The sequence below is a fragment of the Nocardioides malaquae genome (assembly GCF_015070385.1).
GTDB classification, from domain to species: Bacteria; Actinomycetota; Actinomycetes; order Propionibacteriales; family Nocardioidaceae; genus Nocardioides; species Nocardioides malaquae.
The window spans coordinates 185,758-207,232 of the sequence record NZ_JADCSA010000007.1; the positions used below are offsets into that span (position 1 = coordinate 185,758).

Annotated in this window: 18 protein-coding genes; 7 read left to right on the forward strand and 11 right to left on the reverse strand. The window is 71.3% G+C overall.

From position 1 onward, the window contains the following. Positions 1-7 precede the first annotated feature (7 nt). On the forward strand, positions 8-835 hold the full coding sequence (gene mshD / locus IEQ44_RS09310) for a mycothiol synthase (protein ID WP_193638176.1): 828 nt from the start codon (positions 8-10) through the stop codon (positions 833-835). Between the two features lie 22 nt (positions 836-857). Here mshD and ygfZ read toward each other — a convergent pair whose 3' ends face one another. Genes ygfZ through IEQ44_RS09325 form a run of 3 tightly spaced genes read right to left on the reverse strand, consistent with a single transcriptional unit; the run spans position 858 to position 2,830 of the window. Beyond that, entirely contained in the window at positions 858-1,844 is a 987-nt protein-coding gene (gene ygfZ / locus IEQ44_RS09315) for a CAF17-like 4Fe-4S cluster assembly/insertion protein YgfZ (protein ID WP_193638177.1), read from the reverse strand. 1 nt (position 1,845) lies between these two features. After that, on the reverse strand, positions 1,846-2,325 hold the full coding sequence (locus IEQ44_RS09320; protein ID WP_319804592.1) for a Fur family transcriptional regulator: 480 nt from the start codon (positions 2,323-2,325) through the stop codon (positions 1,846-1,848). A gap of 10 nt (positions 2,326-2,335) precedes the next feature. Next, entirely contained in the window at positions 2,336-2,830 is a 495-nt protein-coding gene (locus IEQ44_RS09325; protein ID WP_193638178.1) for a heme-binding beta-barrel domain-containing protein, read from the reverse strand. Positions 2,831-2,853: 23 nt separating this feature from the next. On the opposite strand from IEQ44_RS09325, the gene IEQ44_RS09330 reads away from it, so the two are divergent. Further along, positions 2,854-3,216, forward strand: a complete 363-nt coding sequence (locus tag IEQ44_RS09330; protein ID WP_193638179.1) for a DsrE family protein — start codon at positions 2,854-2,856, stop codon at positions 3,214-3,216. On the opposite strand, the gene IEQ44_RS09335 is transcribed toward IEQ44_RS09330, so the two are convergent. Further along, positions 3,210-4,064 carry a beta-keto acid cleavage family enzyme gene (locus tag IEQ44_RS09335; RefSeq protein WP_193638180.1) on the reverse strand — a complete coding sequence of 285 codons (855 nt, stop codon included), beginning with the start codon at positions 4,062-4,064 and terminating at the stop codon, positions 3,210-3,212. The two genes, IEQ44_RS09330 and IEQ44_RS09335, sit on opposite strands and share 7 nt — an antisense overlap. Positions 4,065-4,131: 67 nt before the next feature. On the opposite strand from IEQ44_RS09335, the gene dtd reads away from it, so the two are divergent. From dtd to IEQ44_RS09360, 5 genes are all read left to right on the forward strand, one after another. After that, on the forward strand, positions 4,132-4,557 hold the full coding sequence (dtd, locus tag IEQ44_RS09340) for a D-aminoacyl-tRNA deacylase (RefSeq protein WP_193638181.1): 426 nt from the start codon (positions 4,132-4,134) through the stop codon (positions 4,555-4,557). Positions 4,558-4,594: 37 nt separating this feature from the next. After that, positions 4,595-6,760 (forward strand): RNA degradosome polyphosphate kinase, encoded by a 2,166-nt coding sequence (locus IEQ44_RS09345; RefSeq protein WP_193638182.1) that lies wholly within the window; start codon positions 4,595-4,597, stop codon positions 6,758-6,760. 109 nt (positions 6,761-6,869) lie between these two features. Then, the gene (locus IEQ44_RS09350; protein WP_193638183.1) at positions 6,870-7,487 is read left to right on the forward strand and encodes a DUF47 domain-containing protein; all 618 of its coding nucleotides are present in this window, start codon (positions 6,870-6,872) and stop codon (positions 7,485-7,487) included. A gap of 4 nt (positions 7,488-7,491) precedes the next feature. Further along, complete coding sequence (locus IEQ44_RS09355) at positions 7,492-8,487, forward strand: inorganic phosphate transporter (protein ID WP_193638184.1); 996 nt, start codon at positions 7,492-7,494, stop codon at positions 8,485-8,487. 173 nt (positions 8,488-8,660) lie between these two features. After that, positions 8,661-13,856 (forward strand): Ig-like domain repeat protein, encoded by a 5,196-nt coding sequence (locus tag IEQ44_RS09360; protein ID WP_193638185.1) that lies wholly within the window; start codon positions 8,661-8,663, stop codon positions 13,854-13,856. A gap of 5 nt (positions 13,857-13,861) precedes the next feature. Here IEQ44_RS09360 and pstB read toward each other — a convergent pair whose 3' ends face one another. The 7 genes from pstB to IEQ44_RS09395 form a co-directional block, all read right to left on the reverse strand. Next, on the reverse strand, positions 13,862-14,641 hold the full coding sequence (gene pstB, locus IEQ44_RS09365; RefSeq protein ID WP_193638186.1) for a phosphate ABC transporter ATP-binding protein PstB: 780 nt from the start codon (positions 14,639-14,641) through the stop codon (positions 13,862-13,864). A gap of 25 nt (positions 14,642-14,666) precedes the next feature. After that, positions 14,667-15,791, reverse strand: a complete 1,125-nt coding sequence (pstA, locus tag IEQ44_RS09370) for a phosphate ABC transporter permease PstA (protein WP_193638187.1) — start codon at positions 15,789-15,791, stop codon at positions 14,667-14,669. A 1-nt stretch (position 15,792) separates the two neighbouring features. Next, positions 15,793-16,740 (reverse strand): phosphate ABC transporter permease subunit PstC, encoded by a 948-nt coding sequence (gene pstC, locus IEQ44_RS09375; RefSeq protein WP_193638188.1) that lies wholly within the window; start codon positions 16,738-16,740, stop codon positions 15,793-15,795. 103 nt (positions 16,741-16,843) lie between these two features. Further along, the gene (gene pstS, locus IEQ44_RS09380) at positions 16,844-17,938 is read right to left on the reverse strand and encodes a phosphate ABC transporter substrate-binding protein PstS (protein WP_193638189.1); all 1,095 of its coding nucleotides are present in this window, start codon (positions 17,936-17,938) and stop codon (positions 16,844-16,846) included. A gap of 118 nt (positions 17,939-18,056) precedes the next feature. After that, complete coding sequence (locus IEQ44_RS09385; protein WP_193638190.1) at positions 18,057-18,953, reverse strand: NUDIX hydrolase; 897 nt, start codon at positions 18,951-18,953, stop codon at positions 18,057-18,059. 25 nt (positions 18,954-18,978) lie between these two features. After that, the gene (locus IEQ44_RS09390) at positions 18,979-20,565 is read right to left on the reverse strand and encodes an ABC transporter permease (RefSeq protein ID WP_193638191.1); all 1,587 of its coding nucleotides are present in this window, start codon (positions 20,563-20,565) and stop codon (positions 18,979-18,981) included. Then, a complete protein-coding gene (locus IEQ44_RS09395) occupies positions 20,562-21,455 on the reverse strand; it encodes an ABC transporter ATP-binding protein (protein WP_193638192.1) in 894 nt (297 codons plus the stop codon). Before IEQ44_RS09395 ends, IEQ44_RS09390 begins: the two co-directional genes overlap by 4 nt. Positions 21,456-21,475 lie beyond the last annotated feature (20 nt).

The following is a 21,475-nucleotide window of genomic DNA, read 5'->3' on the forward strand; positions in this document are numbered from 1 at the left end:
TCCTCCCATGCCCACCATCGAGGCCATCGCCGACCGCGCCGCGGAGGTTGACGGCGCGCACCCGCTGGACGAGGCCACGACGATGGCGCTGCGCACCGGCCAACTCACCGCAGTGCGCCGCGACGCCGCCTTCTACCTGGTCCGCGGCAACGAGCTCACCCTCGTCGTCGACCCGCCGGCGCGCCGTCACGGGCTCGGCACGGCCCTGCTCAGCCAGGCCGTCGAGGCGCACCCCCACCTCGCCAGCGCCTGGAGTCACGGCAACCACCCGGGGGCCGCAGCCCTGGCCGCCTCCGCGGGCTGGGAGCGTACGCGCGACCTGTGGGTGATGCGCCGACCGCTGGGCGGCGACGCCGACCCGCTGCCCGAGCTCGTGGTGCCCGAGGGCGTCGAGCTGCACCCCTTCGGCCACCGCAGCGGCGACTCCTACGAGGTGCTGCGGGTCAACCACCACGCCTTCGCCGACCACCCCGAGCAGGGCGCCATGGACCTGGTCGACATGGCCCGACGCATGGCCGAGCCGTGGTTCGACCCGGCCGGGCTGATCCTCGCGGCCCCCGCCGACGGGCTCGGCACCCTCGGCTTCCACTGGACCAAGAAGCACTCCGACACCCTCGGCGAGGTCTACGTCGTGGGCGTCGCCCCCGAGGCCCAGGGCAAGGGGATCGGCAAGCTCGTCACCCTCGCCGGGCTGCACCACCTCGCCGACAGCGGCTGCACCGAGGTGATGCTCTACGTCGAGGCCGACAACGAGGCGGCGGTCAAGACCTACTCCGGACTCGGGTTCACCCACGCCGACGCCGACACCCACGTGATGTACACGCGGAAGGGCTGAGCCAAGGCACTGGCCCCAGGGCTCAACGCAGCTTCGGGCGGACGTGCAGCCCCACCTCGGGGTCGACCACGACCTCCTGCGACGCGGCGATGGTGTCGACCCGCAGCTCGGCGTCGACCGGCACGTTGCGCTTGAGCAGCGCCAGCGCGATCGGCCCCAGCTCGTGGTGGCGCGCCGACGACCCGACGAACCCGACGGCCTTCTCCCCCAGCAGCACCTCGGCGCCCACGGTGGGCAAGCGGTTCTCCGAGCCGTCGAGGTGCAGCATCGTCAGACGCCGCGGTGGACGACCCAGCGTGTGCACCCGCGCCACCGTCTCCTGCCCGCGGTAGCAGCCCTTCTCCAGGTGGACCGCCGGCCCGATCCAGCCCATCTCGTTGGGGATCGTGCGGTGGTCGGTGTCGACCCCCAGCCGCGGTTCGCCGCGCGCGATCCGCAGGGCGTCGTACGCCATCAGGCCGGCCGCCGGCCCGGCCGCCGCGGCGTAGGCCTCGAGGCGGTCGCGGGGCACGAGGTCGTAGGTGCCGTCCTCCTCCTCGCTGGCGCCGGGGCGCCAGCAGACCGCCAGGTCGTCGACGAGGGTGACCTCGACGCGGGTCATGAAACGCATCCGGTCCAGCCACTGCGCGAGGTCGGCGCCCCGGCCGGGCTCGGTGTGCGCGGTGAAGGACTCGCCGTCGTCGACGCCGACGAAGTGGTGCTCGACATGGCCCTGCGGAGAGAGGATCAGCGCCTGGGTCCAGACCTTCGGCGCCAGACCCTCGAAGTACTGACTGGTGAGGGAGTGCAGCCACGTCAGCCGCTCGGGTCCGCTGATGCGCACCACGTCGCGGTGGGAGAGGTCGACAAAGCCGTCACCGGAGACCAGGCGGCGCTGCTCCACGTTGAAGGAGCCGTAGTGGGCGGCGACTGCCGCGTCGACACCGTCGGCGGCGACCGCGCCGGGCAGGTCGAGGAAGGGGCTGCGCCTCTGCGGGGTGTCCGGAGTGGCGGGTGTGGGGTTCGTCATTTCAGTGCTCCTGGGTGGGGTGACCAGCCTCGTGGGCACGGCCGGCCCTGTCGGCATGATCGGGACGCTCGGGATCGTCGGCGCCGCAGTCTTCGCACCGACCGAAGATGGCCACGTGGGCCACGTCGGCGACGAAGCCGTAGCCCTGACGCAGGTGGGCCGCGAAGTCGTCGGCCTGCGCCGCCGGGACCGCGACCTCACGCCGGCAGGCGCGACAGATCAGGTGGAAGTGCTCCTCGCCGCGGGCCGAGTGGTAGGTCGGTGCCCGGTCGGTCAGGTGGGTGTGGCGCACCAGGCCGAGCTCCTCGAGCACCTCGAGGTTGCGGTAGACCGTCGAGGTGTTCACCGCCCCCGCCAGGTGGTCGCGCACCTGCTCCGGGGTGGCGTGGCCGAGCTCCTCGACGGCCGTCAGCACCAGCTGGCGCTGCGGCGTCATCCGATAACCGCTGCCGCGCAGCTTCTGCGCGAGCTCCTCGACCACGCTCTCCTCCTCAGGCGCGCTTGAGCCGCGCCCACAGGTGGGGCGTCAGCGGCTGGCCGACCGCGGCCATGTCGTAGGCATACATCAGCTCGGTGTTGACGTTGCCGTAGATCCGCTTGCCGGCGACGACCTCCTTGGCCGACTCCGAGCGCATCACGGCGTCGGTGACCAGCTCGAGCTTGCCGTCGGCGGCCTCACCGTGCCACAGCTCGCTGATGCCGGTGTTGTGGGTCAGCAGCAGCTCGACCTTGCCCTCGTCGAAGCAGCGCAGGAAGCCGGTCTCGATGGCCGCGTCGCGCACCCGGTTGCCGTCGTCGTCGGTGATCCAGGCACGCGCCATGTAGTGGAAGAACGGCCGGCCGTCGTGGGTGAAGATCAGCTCCTGGCCGTAGGAGAACTTCTCGATCGTCGGGTAGTCGCCGTGGCCGTTGCCGCGCCACGTGCCGAGGAGCCAGGCGACCGGGCCGCAGTTGGGGTGCAGGTTGTCAGGGAGGTGGAACACCATGCGCCCGAGTCTAGTCTTGACCCATGGCTCGCCCACTCGTCATCAAGGTCACCTGCGGCTCGGAGGACCCCGAGCGCCTCAACCAGGCCTTCACGGTCGCCTCCGCGGCCGTCGCCATGGGGGCGGAGGTGTCGCTCTGGCTGACCGGTGAGGCGGCGTGGCTGGGGCTGCCCGGGCGCGCGGAGGAGTTCGAGCTCGACCTCGCCACCCCGCTGGCCCAGCTGCGTGACGCCGTGGTCGGCGCCGGTCGCCTCACCGTCTGCTCGCAGTGCGCGGCGCGGCGCGGCATCGTGGAGGCCGACCTCGTGCAGGGCGTACGCATCGCGGGCGCCGCCGGCTTCGCCGAGGAGGTCCTGGGCGACGGCGTCCAGGCCCTCGTCTACTGACCGCCCTGTCGAGCCGCCCGCGCGGCGTCGACGCCCAGGGCCTGTCGCGCCTGCGCGGGTGACATGGGTGGGCGGTGCGCCAGCGCACCCGCGGCGACCGCACGGCGTACGAGCTGGGCGTTGGAGGTGACCGGCTCACCGGGGGCGAAGGTCAAGGTGTCCTCCATGCCGACCCGCAGGTGGCCGCCGGCCGAGAGCGACGCGAGCATCACCGGCAGCGTCGAGCGGCCGATGCCGGTGGCCGACCAGGAGGTGACCTCGGCGGGCAGGTCAGCGACCGCGGCGACCAGCGCCGAGGTGGTGCCATCCATGCCACCGGGCACGCCCATCACCAGGTCGACGTGCACCCGTCCGCCGGCCGGCAACCCCTCGCGGTCGAGCAGGCGCCGCAGGGCATGCACCTGACCGAGGTCGAAGAGCTCGAACTCGGGCACGATGCCCCGCTCACGAGCCGCGCGGTGGAGGTCGACGACGAACGGCCACGGGTTCATGAAGACGTCGTCGCCGAAGTTGGTCGTGCCCATGGTCAGGCTGACCATGTCGGGCGCGGCATCGAGCACCTTCATCCGCTCGGCGAGGGGGTCGTGCACCGAGCCACCGGTGGAGAGCTGGACCACCAGGTCGGTGCTCTCCCGCAGCGCGGCGACGGTCTCGGTGAGCACGCCCTGGTCGAGGGTGGGCCGGTGGTCGGCGTCGCGGACGTGCACGTGGACCATCGCGGCCCCTGCCGCCTCGCACTCCTGCGCGGTGGCGACCAGCTCGTCGAGGGTCGTCGGCAGGGCGGGGCAGTCGGACTTCGCGGTCTCCGCGCCGGTGGGCGCGACGGTGATCAGGAGCGGGGCGGCCATGCCTCATCGTGACAGAGTGACGGCGGCACCCCAAGCGTTCCCGCCCTCGAGAACAGGAGAATCTTTCGTGCGAGCCGTCCTCCAGCGCGTACTTTCCGCCTCTGTCGCCGTCGACGGCGAGATCGTCGGCTCGCTCAGTGAGCCCGGCCTGCTCGTCTACCTGGGCGTCACCCACACCGACGGCGCCGACGAGGTCGCCTGGATGGCGCGCAAGATCCGCGACCTGCGGCTCCTGCGCGACGAGCAGTCGGTCGCCGACGTCGGCGCCTCCGTGCTGGTCGTCAGCCAGTTCACCCTCTACGGCGACGCCGTCAAGGGCCGTCGACCCAGCTGGGGCGCGGCCGCCCCCGGCCAGGTCAGCGAACCGCTCTACGACGCGGTCTGCGACGAGCTCGCACGGCTCGGCACCCACGTCGAGCGCGGGGTCTTCGGCGCCGACATGGCGGTCAGCTCGGTCAACGACGGTCCGATCACCCTGCTGCTGGAGAAGTGACTCCCGCCGTTCACCCGGTGGTGCCACACTGGCTGACATGTCGCTCAAGACCGGTGCCTCCCTCGACGACGGCCCCCTGGAGGGCGAACCCTTCGGGCACGCCCCGGAGACCTTCGACGTCGACCCGCCCTACGTGCCGGACCACGACGCACTCGCCGCCGTGGAGGCGTACGCCGACCGGTTCGCCGACCGCGAGCTGAGCTGGCTGCACTTCAACCAGCGCGTGCTCGAGCTGGCCGAGGACCCGGAGCTGCCGCTGCTGGAGCGGGCGCGCTTCCTGGCGATCTTCACCTCCAACCTCGACGAGTTCTTCATGGTGCGCGTGGCCGGCCTGAAGCGACGGATCGCTGCCGGGGTCGCCGTGCGCGCCGCCTCCGGGATGCTGCCGCGCGAAGTGCTGCAGGCGATCCTGGCGCGCAGCGGCGAGCTGATGCGCCGGCAGGCCGAGGTCTTCCGCGACCAGCTGGTGCCGGACCTCAGCGCCGAGGGCATCGAGGTGGTCCGGTGGGACGACCTCGACCGCGACGAGCAGAAGTACTGCAAGAAGTTCTTCAAGGACCGGGTCTTCCCCGTGCTCACGCCGCTGGCCGTCGACCCGGCCCACCCGTTCCCCTACATCTCCGGCCTCTCCCTCAACCTGGCCGTGATCGTGCGCCACCCCAAGACCGGTACCGAGCACTTCGCCCGGGTCAAGGTGCCCCAGACGTTCGCGCGTCTGGTCTCCCTGGGCAACCAGCGGTTCGTGCCGCTGGAGGACGTGATCTCCGCCCACCTGAAGCGACTCTTCCCGGGCATGGAGATCGTCGCCACCCACACCTTCCGGGTCACGCGCAACGAAGACCTGGAGGTCGAGGAGGACGACGCCGAGAACCTCCTCAAGGCCCTGGAGAAGGAGCTGCTGCGCCGCCGCTTCGGCCCGCCGGTGCGCCTCGAGGTCGAGGAGACGATGGAGCCGCGGATGTTCGAGCTGCTCGTCTCCGAGCTCGACATCGACCGCGACGAGGTCTTCCGTCTGCCCGGGCCGCTCGACCTGCGGGGGCTGCACGGCATCGCCGACCTGCCGCGCGACGACCTGCTCTACCCGACCTTCGTGCCGACGACGCACCCGCAGCTGGCGGAGGTCGAGTCGTCGTCGCCGGTCGACGTCTTCGACGCCGTACGCCGTCACGGCAACGTGCTGCTGCACCACCCCTACGACTCGTTCGCGACCTCGGTGCAGCGCTTCATCGAGCAGGCGGCCGCCGACCCACACGTGCTCGCGATCAAGCAGACGCTCTACCGGACCTCCGGCGACTCCCCCATCATCGACGCCCTGATCGACGCGGCCGAGGCCGGCAAGCAGGTGCTGGTGATCGTGGAGATCAAGGCGCGCTTCGACGAGCAGGCCAACATCCGGTGGGCCCGCAAGCTGGAGCAGGCCGGCTGCCACGTCGTGCACGGCGTCGTCGGGCTCAAGACCCACTGCAAGCTCTCGATGGTGGTGCGCGAGGAGCCGGACGGCATCCGCCGCTACACCCACATCGGCACCGGCAACTACAACCCCAAGACGGCCCGGCTCTACGAAGACCTGGGCATGCTCACCTGCGACGACGTCGTGGGCGAGGACGTCGCCCACCTCTTCAACCAGCTCTCCGGCATCGGCCGCAACCCCCACTACGACCGCCTGCTGGTCGCCCCTGACACCGTGCGTTCGGGACTGGTGGAGGCGATCCACGCCGAGATCGCACACCACCGGGCCGGTCGCCCGGCCCGGATCCGGCTGAAGGCCAACTCGGTGGTCGACGAGGCCGTGATCGACGCGCTCTACCTGGCCTCCCAGGCCGGGGTCGAGGTCCAGCTGCTGGTGCGCGGCATCTGCGCCCTGCGGCCCGGGGTCGAGGGGCTCTCGGAGACCATCGAGGTGCGCTCGGTGCTCGGTCGCTTCCTTGAGCACAGCCGTGTCTACGCCTTCGCCAACGGCGGGGAGCCGACGGCCTGGATCGGGTCGGCCGACATCATGCACCGCAACCTCGACCGCCGCGTCGAGGTGCTCGTACGCCTGCCCGACGGTCCGCTCACCGAGCGGGTGGGTGAGCTGCTTGACCTCGCGTTCGCGCCCACGACGGACGCCTGGCACCTCGCCTCCGACGGGTCGTGGACCCGCCGCCGGGGTGAGGCGCATCTCCAGCAGGCCCTGATCGAGCGTCAGCGACGCCGGCGCTGACGTCGAGGCCGACGTCAGGCGTCGACAGGGGGCGCCCCTGAGTTGCGTCGGCGACGTGCGTTACCCGTAGCATGACGAACGTTCTCGTCCTCCTCATCAGGAGTTATCCGTGGGTTTGAAGTTCCGTCCCGTCGACGCCTCGTTCTACGAACTCTTCACACAGTCCGCCGGCCACATCCTCACGGGTGCCGGCCTCCTCGCCGAGATGCTCGCCGACGGCGCCGACCGGGAGACCGTGGCCTCGCGCATGCGCGACGCCGAGCACGCCGCCGACGAGACCACGCACGCGATCATCAAGCAGGTCAACTCGACCTTCGTGACGCCCTTCGACCGCGAGGACATCTACGACCTCGCCTCCGGCCTCGACGACATCATGGACATGATGGACGAGGCCGTCGACCTGATCCTGCTCTACGAGCCCTCGGTGCTGCCGAGCGAGCTCTCCAACCAGGTCGAGGTCATCCAGCGCTGCGCCGAGCTGACCGTCGAGGCCATGCCGCGCCTGAAGTCGATGGCCGACCTGTCGGAGTACTGGATCGAGATCAACCGTCTCGAGAACCAGGGCGACAAGTCGTTCCGCCGCATCCTGGCCAGCCTCTTCTCCGGCAAGTACGAGCCGATGGACGTGCTCAAGCTCAAGGACATCGTGACCTCGCTCGAGGGAGCCATCGACTGCTTCGAGAAGATCGCCAACACGGTGGAGCAGATCGCGGTCAAGGAGTCCTGACCCGATGGAACTCGCGATCGTCATCGCGGTCGTCGTCGTTGCCCTGATCTTCGACTACACCAACGGTTTCCACGACGCAGCCAACGCCATCGCCACCTCGGTGTCGACGCGCGCGCTCACCCCCCGGGTGGCGCTCGGCATGGCCGCCGTCATGAACTTCGTCGGAGCGTTCCTCGGGCAGAAGGTCGCCCAGACCGTCTCCGACACCATCGACCCGGGCACGGGTGCGCATGCGCTGACCATCGTGATGGCCGGCCTCATCGGGGCCATCGCCTGGAACATGATCACCTGGTACTTCGGCCTGCCCTCCTCCTCGTCGCACGCCCTGATCGGTGGCCTCGTCGGCGCCGCGCTGGCCGCCAGCGTCTTCGTCAACTGGACGACGGTGCTCAACAAGGTCGTCATCCCGATGCTGGTCTCGCCGCTCGTCGCCTTCTCGCTCGGATTCATCGTGATGCTGTCGATCATGTGGATCTTCCGCCGGGCCAACCCGGCGCGGGCCAACCGCAACTTCAAGATCGCCCAGACCGTCTCGGCCGCCGCGATGGCGCTCGGCCACGGCCTGCAAGACGCCCAGAAGACGATGGGTGTCATCTTCCTGGCGCTGCTCGCCGGCTCGTTCGTGAGCGCTGACGCCGACCTGCCGCTGTGGGTGATCTTCTCGGCCGCCGCCGCGATCTCGCTCGGCACGTGGGCCGGCGGTTGGCGCATCATGCGCACGCTCGGCCGTCGCATCATCCACCTTGACCCGCCGCGCGGTTTCGCCGCCGAGTCGGTCGCCGCCGGCGTGCTCTACACGACCGCGTACGTCTGGGAGGCCCCGATCTCCACGACCCACACGATCACCTCCGCCGTGATGGGTGTGGGCGCCACGAAGCGCCTCTCCGCCGTGCGATGGGGCGTCGCCAAGACGATCGTGTGGGCCTGGGTCCTGACCTTCCCGATGGCGGCGCTGGTCGCTGCCGTCTCCTACTGGATCCTGTCGCCCTTCCTGCCCTGAGCAGGCACAGACGTACGGGAGCCCCGGTCATCTGGCTGGGGCTCCCGCCATTTCCCGACGAGCGGGTCGAAGGCATGGCCCGTTCGGGCTACTGAGCCTCCGTTTTCGGGTCATGCCCGGTCAGTCACGCCTAGCGTGGGGACGTTGTTGCCGGTTTGTCTGCAGGGGGCCCCATGTCCACGTCCGTCCCGTCGCGCGCCCGCGCGCAGGCGTCACTCCCGACGCTGCGCAGGTGGGGCCTGGCCGGTGTCGCCGCGGCCGTCGCGGCCGCCACCCTGCAGCCCACCCCGGCGACCGCCTCGACCGTCGAGGCCCCGGTGCTCATCGCGCCGGCGGACCCCGTGACCGCCCTGCCGCAGCTGGCCTGGGAGGCCTCCGTGGGAGCCACCGGCTACGAGGTGCAGGTCGACGACCAGGCGAGCTTCGCCTCGCCCGAGTGGCGCAGCACCACGGTCAACACCATCACGGTGCCGACCAGCCCGATGCGCAGCGGCACCCAGCACGTCCGGGTCCGCGCCAAGGACGCCCGCAACACGTGGAGCCCGTGGAGCCAGACGTCGTTCACGGTGGTGACCGCGCCCGGACCGAGCCTGGTCTCCCCCGCCGACGAGAGCGAGCTCACCCAGCCCGACGAGCCGCCGTTGCTGGCCTGGACCCCGCTGACCGGCGCACAGTCCTACACCGTCGAGATCGACACCGAGCCCAACTTCATCGACCCGCTGACCTACACCACGACGTCGACGTCGATGGTCGTGCCAGCCAACCAGAACCCGCAGGAGACCTACCACTGGAGGGTCCGCGCAACCTTCGCCAGCGGCGTGTTCAGCGACTTCTCCGCCGAGGTCCACACCTACCAGGTGTTCGCGCTCCCGGCCCCCGTGGTCGTCGGCCCCAGCAACGACGAGGACGTCACCGACGTCGTGCTCGAATGGGAGCCCGTGGCCGGCGCGAAGCACTACGAGCTCGAGGTCGACGACGACCACGACTTCTCCAGCCCCGAGTCCGGCATCCCGGCCGCGATCCTCGGCACCCGCTTCTCCCCGCGTACGACCTTCGGCAACGACCAGTACTACTGGCGGGTGCGCGCGGTCGACGCCAACAACAACCCCTCGCCGTGGGTGCGGTTGGCCGACGAGGACCACTACGAGTTCGACCGGGTCTGGCGCGACACCCCCACCCTGGTGCACCCGTTCGACTCCTCGGGAACGACCACGCACGCAGGCGACGACCTCTACTTCCAGTGGACCCCGGTGCGCAACGCCTCGCACTACCAGCTGTGGCTCAGCACCGACCCCAACTTCACCGACCCCTCCCCGGTGACGAAGAAGTGCCTGGTCGTCGGCACGACCTACACGCCCGGCGAAAGCGGGGACGGGTGCATGCCGGGCTCGGAGGGCGAGGTCTACCACTGGAAGGTCCGGGCCTACGACAAGCCCTATGACCGCGACGGCGTGGAGGGCATCTTCTCCGCGAGTCAGCGCTTCACCTACCGCGACTCGAGCGCCTTCACCGTCCGCACCCCCGCGCCCGCAGCCACCGTCGCCACGCCGACCGTGAGCTGGGACGCGGTGGACAACGCCGCCACCTACACGATCAGCTTCACCGACGCGTCCAACCGCACCGTGCACTCGGCCACCACCCGCTCCACCTCCTACACCCCGGCGAAGCTCGACGACGGCAGCTACACCTACGCGCTCACCGCGAAGGACGCCTTCGGCCGGGTCTCCGCCACCTTCCGCCGCACCTTCACCCTCGCCAGCGAGGAGGCCGGTAACGGCCCCCGTCTCGTCCCGGAGGTGAAGCCCGCGACCTACGACGCTCCCTCCCTGAGCTGGAGCCCGCACCCCTCGACGACCCGCGACCGCAACAACGAGCCGTTGCCCGTCCACTACCGCGTCGAGGTGCGCAAGTCCGACGCCGAGGTCTGGCTCAGCACCGCCACCGCCCCCGTGCTCTCCACCAAGTGGGAGTTCCCGGCGGCCACCGACACCTCGGACTACTTCCTCGCCGAGGGCAACTACGTGTGGCGGGTCTCGGCCTACGACTCAGAGGGCACCTTCCTCGGGCGCGGCCCCGAGGCCACCTTCACCGTCCGGCCGCTCGAGGCGGTCACCGGCCAGCGCATCGCGCTGAGCGGCCTGGCCCTCGACGAGGGCGACGTCTGCGCCAAGTCGCTGCGCGACGGCGCCCGCAACTGGTGCGACAGCACGCCGACCACTCCCGTGCTCGACTGGGACTCGGTGCCCCACGCCTCCTTCTACCGGGTCCACGTCTCCCGCGACGCCGACTTCACCACCGGACTGGTGGCCCCTGACGTGAGCACCACCAACACCCGGTGGACGCCCCGCCCCACCTACGTCGGTGGAGCCCTGCCCGACAGCCAGGCCTCGACGGCCTACCACTGGTTCATCCAGCCCTGCAAGACGCCCACGAAGTGCGGCCCCGACCCGCGCTCGACGGTCAACCCGGCCGACCACGCCTTCCGCAAGACCTCGCCGCGCGTGGAGCTGCTCGCCCCGACGGACGGGACGACGACCACCGGCACCACGGTGACCTTCGACTGGAAGGACTACCTGGAGACCAACCTCGCCACCACCTACTCCGAGACGAGCGAGACCAGCTCGCAGGAGGCGATGTCCTACGAGCTGCAGGTCTCCACCGACCCCCAGTTCGGCTCCACCCTGGAGCACGTGACGGTCGACCAGACGACCTACACCTCCGCGACGACCACCTATCCCGAGGGGCCGCTGCACTGGCGGGTCCAGCCGGTCGACGGTGCGGGCAACAAGCTTGGCTGGTCGGAGTCGCGCGCCTTCACCAAGACCAGCCCCGCTCCCGAGCTGCTCTCGCCGCTCGCCGGCGCGACGGTCAACCGCACGGTGCCGTTCCGGTGGAAGGCGATGCCCTACGCGAGTGCCTACGAGATCCAGGTCGCGGCCAACGAGGACACCAACTTCTCCAACGCCAACCTGGTCGTGAAGACGCGCAGCAGCAAGCGCCCGGCCTGGACCAACGGCATCGCCGAGCCCGCTCTGACCCCGTCGGACAACGCGTACGTCTGGCGCGTGCGCCGCATCGAGTCCTCCGGTCGTACGGGTGACTGGAGCACCCCGGAGCGCTTCTTCGTGGCCGCCGAGCACCCCACTCCCCTGACCCCGGCAGACGCCGCCACGGTGGGCCCGCGGGCGCTGGCGCTGTCGTGGGACGCCGTCGAGGGCACGTCGCGCCACAAGGTGCACCTGCGCCGCGTCGGCACCACCTCGGTCACCACGACGACCACCGCCGCGACCTCGTGGGCGCCGACCGCGATCGTCGTGGGCGCCACCTACGAGTGGCGGGTCGAGGCGCTCGACTCCGCCAGCAAGGTGATCGGCGGCAGCGGCTGGCAGACCTACACGATCGGTGGGCCGCCCACCGCCACGGTCGCGACCCGGGTCACCGGCGCCGGCGTGCTCGGCGAGGAGCTCACCGTCACCGCACCCGTCTGGGACCACCCGGGCGTACGCACCACCTTCCAGTGGATGCGTGACGGCGAGCCGATCGAGGCCGCGACCGCGTCGACCTACGTCGTCAGCGAGGAGGACGTGCACCACACCCTGACCGTGGTCGCCACCGGCGACTCGGCAGAGTTCGGCTTCGGCAGCTCCACGAGCAACGAGGTCGTCGGCCAGCCCGGCGCCGGGCCGGTGGCCCTCGGGCTGCCCACCGTCAGCGGCCCGGGCCGGGTCGGCACCACGCTGGTCTCCACCCCCGTCGCGTGGGACCGCGCCGGCGTCGTCACGACCCTGCAGTGGATGCGCGGCACCCAGCCCATCTCCGGGGCGACCGGCACCACCTACACGCTCACGCCCGACGACGTCCGGTCGGCGGTGAGCCTGCGCGTCACCGGCACCCTGGTGGCCCGACGCCCCACCGTGGTGACCAGCAACGCCGTCACCGTGACCCTCGGCGACGCGCCGCGGGTGCGCACGAACCCGGTCGTCACCGGCGACCCGCGGGTCGGGCGTACGCTCACCGTGACCGCGCCGACCTGGGACCAGCCCGGGGTGGTCGACTCGCGGCAGTGGCTGCGCGACGGCACCCCGATCGCCGGCGCCACCGCAGTGACGTACGTCCCGACGGCCGCCGACCTGGACCGCACCCTCTCGGTGCGCTTCAGCGGCTCGAAGGCCGGGCACGACTCCGCCACGGCGACCTCCGCCGGGGTGACGGTGCGCGTCGGTGACGCGCCCAGCGTGCTGACCCGCCCCTCCCTCACCGGCACGGCGAAGGTCGGTGGCACGCTCCACGTCGCCACCCCGACGTGGAGCCTGACCGGGGTCGTGACCGCGGTCCAGTGGCTGCGCGACGGCACCCCGGTCGCCGGCGCCACCGGTTTCTCCTACACCCCGGGGGCCGCCGACCTCGGTCGCACCGTCTCGGCCCGGGTGCGCGGCACCCGAGCGGGCCACGCGGAGGGCACCGCCGAGTCGGCGGGCCTCAGCATCGCCCCGGGCGACGCGCCCGTCGCGCAGAGCCGACCGGTCGTCGAGGGCACCCCGCGGGTCGGTGAGACCCTGCGGGCCGTCGCCCCCTCGTGGAACCGCTCAGGTGTGCAGACCACCCACGTGTGGCTGCGCGACGGCGTGCCGATCCCGGGACACACGGGCTCGACCTACGTGGTGGTCGCCTCCGACGCGGGGTCGCGGATCAGCCTGCGCTACACCGGCACCCAGCCCGGACATGCCGAGGCCACCTCCACCAGCGCCTCCGTGCTGGTGCTGCCCGGCGCCGCCCCGGTGCCCTCCGGCAACGCCGCCCCCACCGGCGGCACGGCCGTCGGCGCGACGCTGCGGGCCCCGGCGCTGACCTGGGACCGGGCGGGAGTGCGGGTCACCCGCCAGTGGCTGCGCGACGGCGTACCCCTCGCCGGTCAGACCGGCGAGACCTACGTGGTCGTCGAGGCCGACGCCGGCCACACGATCACGGTGCTCACCACCGGCACCCTGGCCGGCCACGCACCGGCACAGGTCACCTCCGCAGGCGTGGTGATCGCCGCCCCGGAGCCGCCGGTGGTCACGCCGCCGAGCGGACCCGTCGCCTCAAAGGTCGCGCTGACCGTGCCGAAGAAGGTGCGGGCGAAGGGCAAGCGCAAGGTGCGGGTCAAGGTGAAGGTCCGGGTGACCGCCTCCGACACCACGCCCACCGGCACCGTGCAGGTGCGGGTCGGCAAGCGGGTCGTCGGCAAGGGCACCCTGAAGGAGGGACGCCTGACGCTGAAGCTGAAGCCGCTCAAGGTCGGTCGCCACACCCTGAAGGTGACCTACTCCGGATCCTCGACGGTGAAGAAGTCGACCACGAAGAAGAAGGTCAGGATCGTGCGCCGCTGACGCGCTCAGCCGAAGCGACCTGAGATGTAGGCCTCCGTCGACGGCTGGTCGGGGTTGGCGAACATCTGCTGGGTGGAGTTGAACTCGACCAGGTGGCCCGGCTCACCGGCGGCCTTGAGGTTGAAGAAGCCGGTCTCGTCGGAGACCCGGGCGGCCTGCTGCATGTTGTGGGTGACGATCACGATCGTGTAGTCCGACTTGAGCTCGAGGATCAGGTCCTCGATGGCGGCCGTCGAGATCGGGTCGAGCGCGGAGCACGGCTCGTCCATCAGCAGCACCTCGGGCTCCACCGCGATCGCCCGGGCGATGCAGAGGCGCTGCTGCTGCCCACCGGAGAGCCCCATGCCGGGCTTGTCGAGGCGGTCCTTGACCTCGTTCCAGAGGTTGGCGCCGCGCAGCGACTTCTCGACGATGTCGTCGGCCTCCGACTTCTTCATCCGCTTGGCGTTGAGCCGGTTGCCGGCGACCACGTTCTCGTAGATCGACATCGTCGGAAACGGGTTGGGCCGCTGGAAGACCATCCCGATCTGACGGCGCACCTGCACCGGGTCGACCGAGTCGTCGTAGAGGTCCTGGCCGTCGACGACGACCTTGCCCTCGACGCGCGCACCGGGGATCACCTCGTGCATCCGGTTCAGGGTGCGCAGCATCGTCGACTTGCCGCAGCCCGAGGGCCCGATGAAGGCGGTGACCGACCGTGCCTTGATGGTCATGTTGACGCCCTCGACGGCGAGGAAGTCGCCGTAGTAGATGTTCAGGTCGCTGACGTCGATGCTGGAAGCCATGGTGTGTCTCTCTCTGGGTCGCTGGTCAGCGACCGGTCTTGGGTGCGAAGTACTTGCCGACCGCGCGGGCGATCAGGTTGAGGCCCATCACGATGGCGATGAGCACCAGGGCCGCGCCCCAGGCGCGCTCCTGGCCGAAGTGCGCCGGCACGCCGGGCTGCATGTAGCTGTAGTAGATGAAGACCGGCAGGGTCGCCATCCGCTCGCTGAAGGCGTTGAAGTTCACCGAGTCGGTGGCGCCGGCAATGATCAGCAGCGGCGCGGTCTCGCCGGCGACCCGGGCGATCGCCAGGGTCACGCCGGTGACGATGCCGGCCATCGCGGTCGGCAGCACCACCTTCGTGACGGTGCGCCACTTCGGCACGCCGAGGGCGTACGACGCCTCCCGCAGCTCGTCGGGCACGAGCTTGAGCATCTCCTCGGTCGAGCGCACGACCACCGGGATCATCAGCACCGACAGCGCGACCGCGCCGCCGATGCCCATGCGTACGCCCGGGCCGAAGATCATCACGAAGAGGGCGTAGGCGAAGAGGCCCGCGACGATGGACGGGATGCCGGTCATCACGTCGACGAGGAAGGTGATCCACTTCGCCAGGCGCGACCCCTGACCGTACTCGACGAGGTGGATCGCGGCGAGCACCCCGATCGGCACCGAGATCACCGTCGCCCACATCGTGATGATGAGCGTGCCCATGATGGCGTGGTAGATCCCGCCGCCCTCACCGACGACGTTGCGCATCGAGTAGGTGAAGAACTCCGCCGACAGCACCGGGAGCCCGTTGGAGAGCACTTGCCACAGCAGCGTGACGAGCGGGAACATCGCCAGCGCGAAGGCCGTCCACACCACGTGGGCGGCGACCCGGTCCTTGGCGCGACGCGGACCCTCCACGGCGTGGGACCACACCGGCATCACCACGTGGAAGACCACCGCGGCGACCAGGGCGGAGGCCACCGGCCCCCAGGAGAGCACGATCGCGAGCAGCGCACCCACGGCGAGGGCGCCGACGGCCACCAGGGCAGGGGCCCAACGCGGCAGCTGCGGGCGCGACAGGGGCGGGCGTACGCGTGCCGCCGGCGTCGCGCCGGGCTCGCGGCCCGGCGGGGTCGCCCCCGGGGTGGACGTGGGGTTCGAGGTCGAGGTGGCGGACATGTCAGCGCCCTCCTTCCACGCGGCCCCGCGCCGCGATCCAGCGGCCGAGGAAGTTGACGGCGAAGGTGACCAGGAAGAGCACCAGGCCGGAGAAGATCAGCACGTTGACCTTGATGCCGGAGGCCTCGGGGAAGCTCAGCGCGATGTTGGCCGCGATCGTGGAGGGGTTGACCGAGGAGATCAGGTTGACGGTGACCACGCCGGTCGCGGAGAGCACCATGGCGACCGCCATGGTCTCGCCCAGCGCGCGCCCGAGGCCGAGCATGACGGCTGAGACGATGCCGGAGCGGCCGTAGGGGAAGACGGTCATCCGGATCATCTCCCAGCGGGTGGCACCCAGCGCCAGGGCGGCTTCCTGGTGCAGGACCGGAGTCTGGGCGAAGATCTCGCGGCAGATCGCGGTGATGATCGGCAGCGCCATGATGGCCAGCACCAGCGCCGCGGTGAGGATCGTGCGGCCGGTCGAGGTCGCCGGGCCCTCGAAGAACGGCAGCCAGGAGAGGTGCTCGCCGAGCCAGGCGTAGGCGGGCGCGAGGCGGGGGCCGAAGAACTCGATGCCCCACAGTCCGTAGACGACCGACGGCACGGCGGCGAGCAGGTCGATCAGGTAGCCGATCGGCTTCGCGAGCCGGCGCGGTGCGTAGTGGGAGATGACCAGCGCCAGCGCGATGCTCAGCGGGGCGGCGACGGCGATCGCCAGGGTGGCGGCCAGCAGCGTGCCGAAGAGCAGCGGCCAGACGTAGACGACGATGTTGTCGGCGCCGATGCGCTCAGCCGGTGCCGTGACCGCGGGGACGCCTTCCAGGGTGAGGAAGACGGCCACGCCGGCGAGGGCGAGCACGATGAGGACGCCTGCGGCCCGCGCCAGGGAGGCGAAGACGAGGTCACCCTTGCGCCGGGCTCCGGTGGGAGCCTGGCCGGTGACCTCCGGCGTGGTGGAGGTGGTCACTGCTGTCCTTCTTTCTCGTCCGGACGGCCCCGTGGGGACCCCGTCGCCGGCCGGTGGGCCGGGACGAGGTCCCCTGGGGTCGTCCGGTGGTGCTGCACGTGGGTCAGCGCGCCTTGATGCCCTCGACCAGGTCGCGGGCCTCTTCGGCCAGGGAGTCGGCGAGCGGGGCCGAGCCGGCGGTCTCGGCGGCCTTCTGCTGACCCTCGTCGCTGATGATGTAGCTGAGGTAGCCCTTGACCAGGTCGGCGGTCTCGGCGTCCTCGTAGGTCGGGCAGGCCATCAGGTAGGAGGTCAGCACGATCGGGTAGGTGTCGGCCTCGTCGGTCTCGTAGTCGAGGTCGAAGGTGAGGCTGGAGTCGGCGCGACCCTCCACGCGGGGCGAGACCTCGAGGATCTTCGCGGCGGCCTCGGCGGTCGGACCGACGAAGTCGTCACCCACCTTGACGTTGACGGTGCCGAGCTCGCCGGCCTGCGAGGCGTCGGCGTAGCCGATGGTGTTGGAGCCGTTGGTGACGGCGGAGACCACGCCCGAGGTGCCGTTGGCGCCCTCGCCGGCCTTGATCGGCCACTCCTCGATCTCGCCGTGGGTCCAGGCGTCGCCGGCCACGACCGAGAGGTAGTGGGTGAAGTTGCCGGTGGTGCCCGACTCGTCGGAGCGGTGCACCGCGGTGATGGTGGCGTCGGGCAGATCGGCGTCGGGGTTCGTCTCGGCGATGGCCGGGTCGTTCCACTTCTTGATCTTGTCGGCGAAGATGCCCGCGATGACCTCGGGGGTCAGGTTGAGCTCGTCGACACCCTCGACGTTGAAGATCACCGCGATCGGCGAGACGTAGTTGGGGATCTCGATCGGGTCGGCCGCGCACTGCTCGGTGGCGGCGTCCAGCTCGCCCTCGTCGTTGTCGAGGTAGGAGTCGGAGCCGGCGAAGGCGAAGCCGCCGGAGACGAAGTTCTCACGGCCGCCGCCCGACCCGGTGGGGTCGTAGTTGACGGTGACGTCGGAGTTGGCCTCCTGGAAGCCCGCACGCCAGGCGCTCTGGGCGGCCTCCTGCGAGCTGGCGCCACCGCCGTTGAGGGTGCCGGCGAGGTCGCCGGACTCGGCGGAGCCGCCGTCCTCGTTGCCGGCGGAGCAGGCGGACAGAGCAAGGGCGAGCACGGCGATGCCGGGGACGATCCCACGGCGCAGGGAAGCGGTCTTCACTTCGGTTTTCTCCTGGATCTCTCTACGTTGTCGAGACGATCGTGGGAGACCGAGGTGACCGGTCGGCCCGCGTCGGGTGAACGCCCGGTGAACAGCGGAGCAGCGTTGTGGAAAACCCTCAGGGAGCCGGGTAAGTTTCTGTGGCCCAGGTCTCATTCCGGCGTCGGTGCACCACCACGAACCCTCCGGGCTCCAGGGCCGTCGGAGCAACCCCGAGAGCTGCGAGCACGTCCGGCAGCACCGGCCGGTGGCTGCAGAGCGCGGCCCGCCGACCCGCGACCGACGCGACCACCTCGGCCACCCCGGCGGGCGTCGCGTCCTCCTCGCTCAACGCGGCGGTCGTACGCAGCGCGCGGCCGCTGCTGTCGGCGTACGGCTGCAGCGTCTCGACGCAGCGGGTCGAGCTCGACGAGACCAGGTCGGTGATCCCGTACGCCCCCAGCACCGGCGCCAGTGCGGCGGCCTGGCCGCGGCCCTCGGGCGTGAGCGGACGCCGGCGGTCGTCGCCCTCCCACCGCTTGCGGGCCAGTGCGGCGCCGTGGCGCACCACCACGACCGGCTTGGTGGCGCGCCGGTGCTGCCACGCGTCGTCGAGCACCTCGCGGTCACGGCGGTAGGTGATGCGGCCGGCCGCGCGCGACCAGTCCACCCACTCCACGACGTCGATCTCCTTGTTCGCCGCGTAGCGCGACACGTCGTCGTCGCCCACCACCCGGGCCATCCAGTAGTGCACCGTCTTCATCCGGTCGCCGGCCACCCGGTAACGCTGGTCGAGCAGCGGCGCGCCCAACCGGACGCGTACGCCGGTCTCCTCGGCGACCTCACGCACGGCGCACGCCGTGACGTGCTCGCCGGGGTCGACCTTGCCCTTCGGGAAGGACCAGTCGTCGTAGCGGGGACGGTGCACCAGCAGGACCTGACGCTCCCCGGTCGCCGGTGAGCGGCGGGTGACGACCGCCCCGGCCGCGATGACGTCCGGCAGGTAGTTGCTCGTGGCGAGGTCGACGTCGGCCATGACGTCAGTGTGTCAGCCCGAGCGGTCAGCGCAGGTCGCGACGCAGCCAGCCGACCAGACCCAGGCCGCACAGGGCGACGGCCAGGGCCAGCTGCACCAGCGCCGGCGCCCAGGCGAACTCCTCCGCCGGGGGCAGCGCCAGGTGGCGGTAGGGCGACAGTCCCCGCACCCACTCCGGGAAGTCGAGCAGGTCGCCCAGGTAGGCCTGGATGCCCGCCCACGCGACCGGGAGCCACGCCCACGCCGTCCACCGGGGCACCCACCCGTGCAGGAGCACCACCACCGAGGCCAGCAGCAGCGCCGACGGTGCGGTGCCGAGGGTGGCGCCGACGAGGTCGCCGACCCTCCCGGGCTCGTCCTCCACCAGGCCGTGGGTCACCCCAGTCGCCACGCCCACGATCGTCAGCAACGCCACGGTCGTGGCCCACGTGACCATGAGCCATCCCAGGAACCACCGCCGCCGCGACACCCCCACGGCGAGCACCGACTCCGCCTGACCGCCCACCTCCTCGTGACGCATCCGCAGCGCCGAGACCACGGCGTACGCCCCGACCACGACGCCCAGGAAGTTGATGACGTAGGCGAGGTAGCCGAGCACCACGTCGTCGATGTCACCGAGCACCACCTGCGCGACCTCGGGGTTGGAGGCGATCATCGTGCGCACCTCACGACTCATGCCGCCGAAGGTCGCCCCCAGCACCACCAGGGCGACCACCCACCCCAGCCACAGACCCCGCTGCTGGCGCCACGCCACCCCGACGACGGTGCCCAGCGACGCCGACGCCCGCGCCGGCCCGGGCCGCTCCCCCACCAACCCGGCCCCGAAGTCGCGGTGGGCCGCCAGCCAGGCCGCCACCACCCCCACCACGCCGGCGGTGGCCACCGGGATCGCCAACGGCCACCACCTGGCCTCGTCGCCGAAGGGGCGCAGCTCGTCCTGCCACCCGAACGGCGAGGCCCACGTCCACCACGTCTCGTCGATCGCGCCGTAGCCGCGCACCAGGAAGGCCACCAGCACCACCGCGGACGCCAGTCCCACCGCCCGGCGGGCCCGCCCCGCGACCTGCGCGGCCACCGCGCCGACGGCGGTGAAGACCAGGCCCGTGCCGACCATGCCGGCGCCGAAGAGCACCGCCGCGGAGACCGCGACCCCGGCGGTCAGCAGGATCGCGGCCAACAGCATGCCCAGCACCACCGAGGCGCCGACAGCCACCAGCACCGTCGCCGCCAGCGCCGCGTGACGACCCACGACCGTGGCACGCAGCAGCTCCGCACGGCCCGACTCCTCCTCGCCGCGGGTGTGGCGCACCACCAGGAAGATCACCATGAAGGCGGCCGCCACCGCCGCCACCGCGGTCACCTCGATCGAGATGATCCCGCCCATCGTGTCGGCGTCACGCGGGATGCCCCCGAAGAGGCGGGAGACCGCGCTGTCCTCGACGGTCGCGGCATAGCCGGCCCGCTTCACCGGGGTGTCGTAGAACCCGACCACCGCGTTGGCCGAGGCCCCCGTGACCGCGGTGATGGCGAGCAGCCAGACCGGCAGCCGAAACCGGTCACGGCGCAGCAGCAGCCGCACCAGCGGCCACGTGCCGGCGACCGGGCCGCTCACGACGGCGCGACCTCGTCGCCGTACTCACGCAGGAAGAGCTCCTCCAACGTCGGCGGGTGGGCCTGCAGGGCCACGACGCCCAGGTCGGCCAGCCCGCTCAGCACCCGGTCGAGGTCGCTGCTGTCGACCTCCATCCGCACCCGACCGTCGGTGGCCTGCAGGTGGTGCACACCGGGCAGCGCGGCCAGCTCGGCGGCGGGCCGCACGGTCTCGGCGACCACGGTCGTACGCGTGTGGCTGCGCAACGCGGCGAGCGTGCCGGACTGCACCGCGCGGCCCTCGCGGATGATCGTGACCCGGTCGGCGAGCGCCTCCACCTCGGCCAGGATGTGGCTCGAGAGGAGCACGGTGGCGCCCTCGCTGCGCAGCTCGTGGACGCACTCCTGGAACTCGGCCTCCTTGAGCGGGTCGAGCCCGGCGGTGGGCTCGTCGAAGAGGTAGAGCTCGACGTCGGCCGCCAGTGCCGCGACCAGCGCGACCTTCTGCCGGTTGCCCTTGGAGTAGGCGCGGGCCTTGCGGGTGGGGTCGAGCTCGAAGCGTTCGACGAGCTCGTCGCGGCGCTTCTCGTCGAGCCCGCCTCGCATCCGGCCCAGCAGGTCGATCACCTCGCCGCCGGTGAGGTTGGGCCACAGGGCGACCTCCCCCGGGACGTAGGCGAGACGTCGGTGCAGGTCAGCGGCCTGGCTCCACGGGTCGCCGCCGAGGAGGCGCGCAGTGCCGGAGTCGATGCGCAGCATGCCGAGCAGCACCCGCATCGCGGTGGACTTGCCGGCGCCGTTGGGGCCCAGGAAGCCGTGGACCTCGCCGGTCTCGACCTGCAGGTCGAAGTCGTCGAGGGCGCGGACCTTCCCGAAGGTCTTGACGATTCCGGAGAGCTCGACCGCCGTCATGGGTCCACTCTGGCACTGCT